Consider the following 3933-nt stretch of genomic DNA (forward strand, 5'->3'; position numbering starts at 1 on the left):
AATCTGAGTCATTTGGGTTTCCTCCTCGGGTTGATGGTTTTTCGACAACTCTATTTTATCCGAGGTTGAACCCTTTTGGCTCAATTTTTTTAATTTTTGAATTTACACCATTATATAGACTTTATCGGTTAGGATACTTATTACAATTATAACCAATTAAAAATAATGTGTCTATAAAGCACCTTCAAAATGTGAAGATGACCAAAGATGATTTCAGCAAAAAAATCGATAGAAATATGAAAATCAGGAGAAGTAGTCCTGTCTTTGATTTATATTTCCAAGATTAGTATACTAATATTAGCGATTTAAAAATTAAAAACATCGAATGGAGGGGCGCAGGAATGATCAAAAGAGTAACCTTTTTACTTGTTTTATTTACGTGCTTAACAATGTTGGGGTGCACAAGTAATGTTTCGTTAGATAAAGATAAAGAAGTTGTAGAAAGTTTTTTACAAAGATATTTTGGGCAAATTACCATGTCATCCAGCGATTGGAATGAATGGGAAGAGATAATGCGATCCGACTCTGATTATAAAGACTGGGAATTTCTAAAGGAATTCAAGACCGTATTGTCGGAACCTTGCCTCGAAAGGATGGTCAGTAATCGATTGTTGCCAAACCTTCAAATGAAAGAATTAGATATGGAAGCCCTAACGATTAAAGATCAGGTCTTAGTTAAAAAAGACGAAGGAACTTATACGGACAGTTATAAGAACAAAGAGGTTGATTACACGACATACGATGTCAGTTATACACTGGACATTGAGAAAAATGGCAGCACGACTTCATTTTCGAATATAAATGAAATAAGGATCATATCAGAGTGTGATAAGCGTATTATTGACAATATGAGCGGAGAGTTTGTCTGGAAGTAACAATTTCATTCAAAATTCTTACAGTATTTAAACTTTTTCATCTTTTCTTATTAAACATTCTTCTGCCTCGCCGATATAAAAGAAGCGGGATAATAAGCAGTATTTGAAATATGATGCATGCACGAAGCAATATATGTTTATTTATCTGTTAAGCCGGCTATCTCAGTCGGCTTTTTGGAATATTCAAATACAAAAGAGGATCAAAGATTTGTCGGAAGGAGAAGTTCGGGAAGTGAATTATAGTAAAGAATACATTGGAAAAAATGAAATGCAGCGACATAATTTCGAACGGTACAGGTCTGTCCTGGAAGTATCTTGTACGGGAGTTTGGGAATATGATAAAAGTAAAAATCTTATGTGGTGCAGTCCCGAGTACTTTACAATGCTTGGGTATGAAACTTCAGAATTCAAGGTGTGTAAAGGAGATTTGGATCGCGTTTGGACAGAATTATTGCATCCTGAAGACAGACCGGAAATTTATAAATATTTTAAGGAATACGTAGAAAATCAACAAAATCATACCTTTGACGTTCACTTTAGAATGAAACGCAAAGATGGAAGCTGGGCATGGATAAGATCCAGAGGAAGAACCATAGCCGACAGAGAGGGGTGCCCAAATAATCTCACTGTAGGAACCCATGTTGATATAACAGAGTTGAAAGAAACCCAAAACAAATTAAAGCAACAGGAAAAGGAAGAACGTCTTCAAGACCTCGACATTATATTTGACAGCACTCATGATGCAATGTTTTTGATAAATGTTGAAGGTAAAGAATTCCGGTTTGCAAGGAACAACAGAGCTCATCAAAAGTTGACGGGATTATCCCATGAAATGATAAGCGGCAAGACCCCATGCGAGTTGGTCGGGGAAGAATTGGGTGCGTTGATAAGTACCAACTACACCAGGTGCTTGGAATCTGGGGAAACAACGGAATATGAAGAGACCATGAGTTTTTTAGATAAAGAGCTGACATTTTTGACAAGTTTGACTCCAGTGTATGAAAATGGCAGGATAAGGAATATTGTGGGGGCAAGCAAGGACATAACGGAAAGAAAAAAATTTGAAACAGAGATCAATGAATTGTCTAAAAGAAATCAAGCCATGTTCAATGATCACACTGCTGTTATGATCTTGCTCGATCCCGAATCGGGCAGTATTTTGGATTCAAATCCGGCGGCCAGCGATTTTTACGGATATACCAGGGATGAATTGCTCAAAATCAAGATCGGTGATATCAACATGCTTGATAAAAGCGAGCTGGAAAATCGGATCGTACAGGCAAAGGATGGAAGGCAAAGATATTTTATCTTTCCCCACAGGTTAAAAAATGGAGAAATCAAGCTTGTAGATGTTTATACCGCGCCACTTAACATAAATGGCAAAAGAGTGCTGTACTCTATTATTTTTGATGTTACAGCCAGGGAAAATTTCAGAAATGAATTGATTTGGAGAAAAGAACAATATGAAACCACATTGATGTCCATAGGCGACGGAGTGATTTCTACAGATATTCAGGGAAATGTAACAGTAATGAACAAAATTGCAGAAGATCTTACAGGTTGGAGCGAAGCGGATGCCATTGGTCAACCCTTTGAAAAAGTTTTCAATATAATTCACGAATATACACGCAGACCTTGTGTTAATCCAGTTGAGAAAGTTTTTAAAACGGGAGAAATCGTTTATCTGGCAAACCATACGATACTTATTTCAAAAACCGGTGAAGAAGTATCAATAGAGGATAGTGCGGCACCAATAAAAGATAAAAGCGGCAGGATAACAGGAGTTGTTGTGGTGTTCAGGGACTTTACCGACAAGAAGGAAAAACAGGATCAAATCGAATACCTTAGTTTCAGGGATTATTTGACAGGTTTGTACAATAGAAGGTATATCGAGGATACAATTAAAAGAATAAATACAAAAAAGAATTTTCCCATAACAGTTTTAGCCATAGATGTTAATGGATTAAAGTTGACAAATGATGCTTACGGTCATCAGGTCGGTGACGAATTATTAAAATCTGTAGGAAAGATAATCAAAAACGAATGCAGAAAAGATGATATAGTAGGTCGCGTCGGTGGGGATGAATTCATCGTTATTTTACCGAATACAGATGAAAAAAGAGCAGAAAAAATCAAGCAAAATATTTTGAGTAAGGCTGCCAAATCCAAAATAGAGTCTATCATAGTCTCTTTGTCCATTGGTTATGCAGTTAAAAAGTCCGTAGACGAAGATATAGATGATATAAGAAAAATTGCAGACAATTTGATGTACAAGGACAAGTTGAAGTTTGGAAAAACCATGAGAAGCAAAACCATAGAGACTGTTTTGAAAAACATCAATTTGAAGTACGATCAGGAACAAATACACACAGAGAGAGTTTCCTTGTACTGTGGAGAGATAGCAAAAAAAATGGGTTTTAGTGAGAGAGAAGTTGAAGAAATCACAAAAGCAGGGATCCTTCACGACATAGGAAAAATCATGGTTCCGCCGGAGCTTTTGAACAAGCCGTCCAAACTTACTTTTGAAGAGTTTGAAATAATCAAGCGTCATCCTCAAACTGGTTATCAGATCCTTAAAACAGTTGACGAGTACGCGTCGATGGCTGAATCTGTGTTGCATCATCATGAAAGGTGGGATGGCAACGGCTATCCGGAAGGCTTGAAAGGAGAAAAAATTCCTCTTGTATCAAGAATAATAGCAGTTGCCGATGTATACGAAGCAATGACTGCCAACAGGCCTTATCAAAAAACCAAAACAAAAAAAGAAGCGATAAACGAATTGATGAGATGTGCCGGAACCCAATTCGATCCGGAAATCGTGGATGTATTCGTTCAATTGATGAAGTGAAACAAAGAGGTCAGATGATCTTGGCATAGTTTAAATAAAAACAGGACATGGAGTCCTGTTTTTATTTGGTGATTTGGAATATAAATATGTCAATAACTTGAGAAAATGTCTCTTTTTTTTAAAGTAATTATCGTTAGAAAATGTCTCTTTTTCAGTCTGTCTCATATTAAATTGAGACAGACTGTTGTTTTTCAAAGAATAATTCGTAAA

General features: G+C 36.4%; 3 protein-coding genes. 2 read left to right on the top strand and 1 reads right to left on the bottom strand.

All coding sequences use genetic code 11. The features are described from left to right. The first annotated feature begins 341 nt into the window (after window positions 1–341). Window positions 342–875, top strand: a complete 534-nt coding sequence (locus IWB18_RS12170; RefSeq protein WP_195683894.1) for a hypothetical protein — start codon at window positions 342–344, stop codon at window positions 873–875. A gap of 133 nt (window positions 876–1008) precedes the next feature. Beyond that, complete coding sequence (locus IWB18_RS12175) at window positions 1009–3723, top strand: PAS domain S-box protein (RefSeq protein WP_195683895.1); 2715 nt, start codon at window positions 1009–1011, stop codon at window positions 3721–3723. 30 nt (window positions 3724–3753) lie between these two features. Here IWB18_RS12175 and IWB18_RS12445 read toward each other — a convergent pair. Beyond that, a partial coding sequence (locus IWB18_RS12445; RefSeq protein ID WP_207740837.1) for a hypothetical protein occupies window positions 3754–3933 on the bottom strand: 180 nt, incomplete at its 5' end.

It is taken from the genome of Alkalibacter mobilis (genome assembly GCF_015594845.1).
Taxonomy (GTDB): domain Bacteria; phylum Bacillota; class Clostridia; order Eubacteriales; family Alkalibacteraceae; genus Alkalibacter; species Alkalibacter mobilis.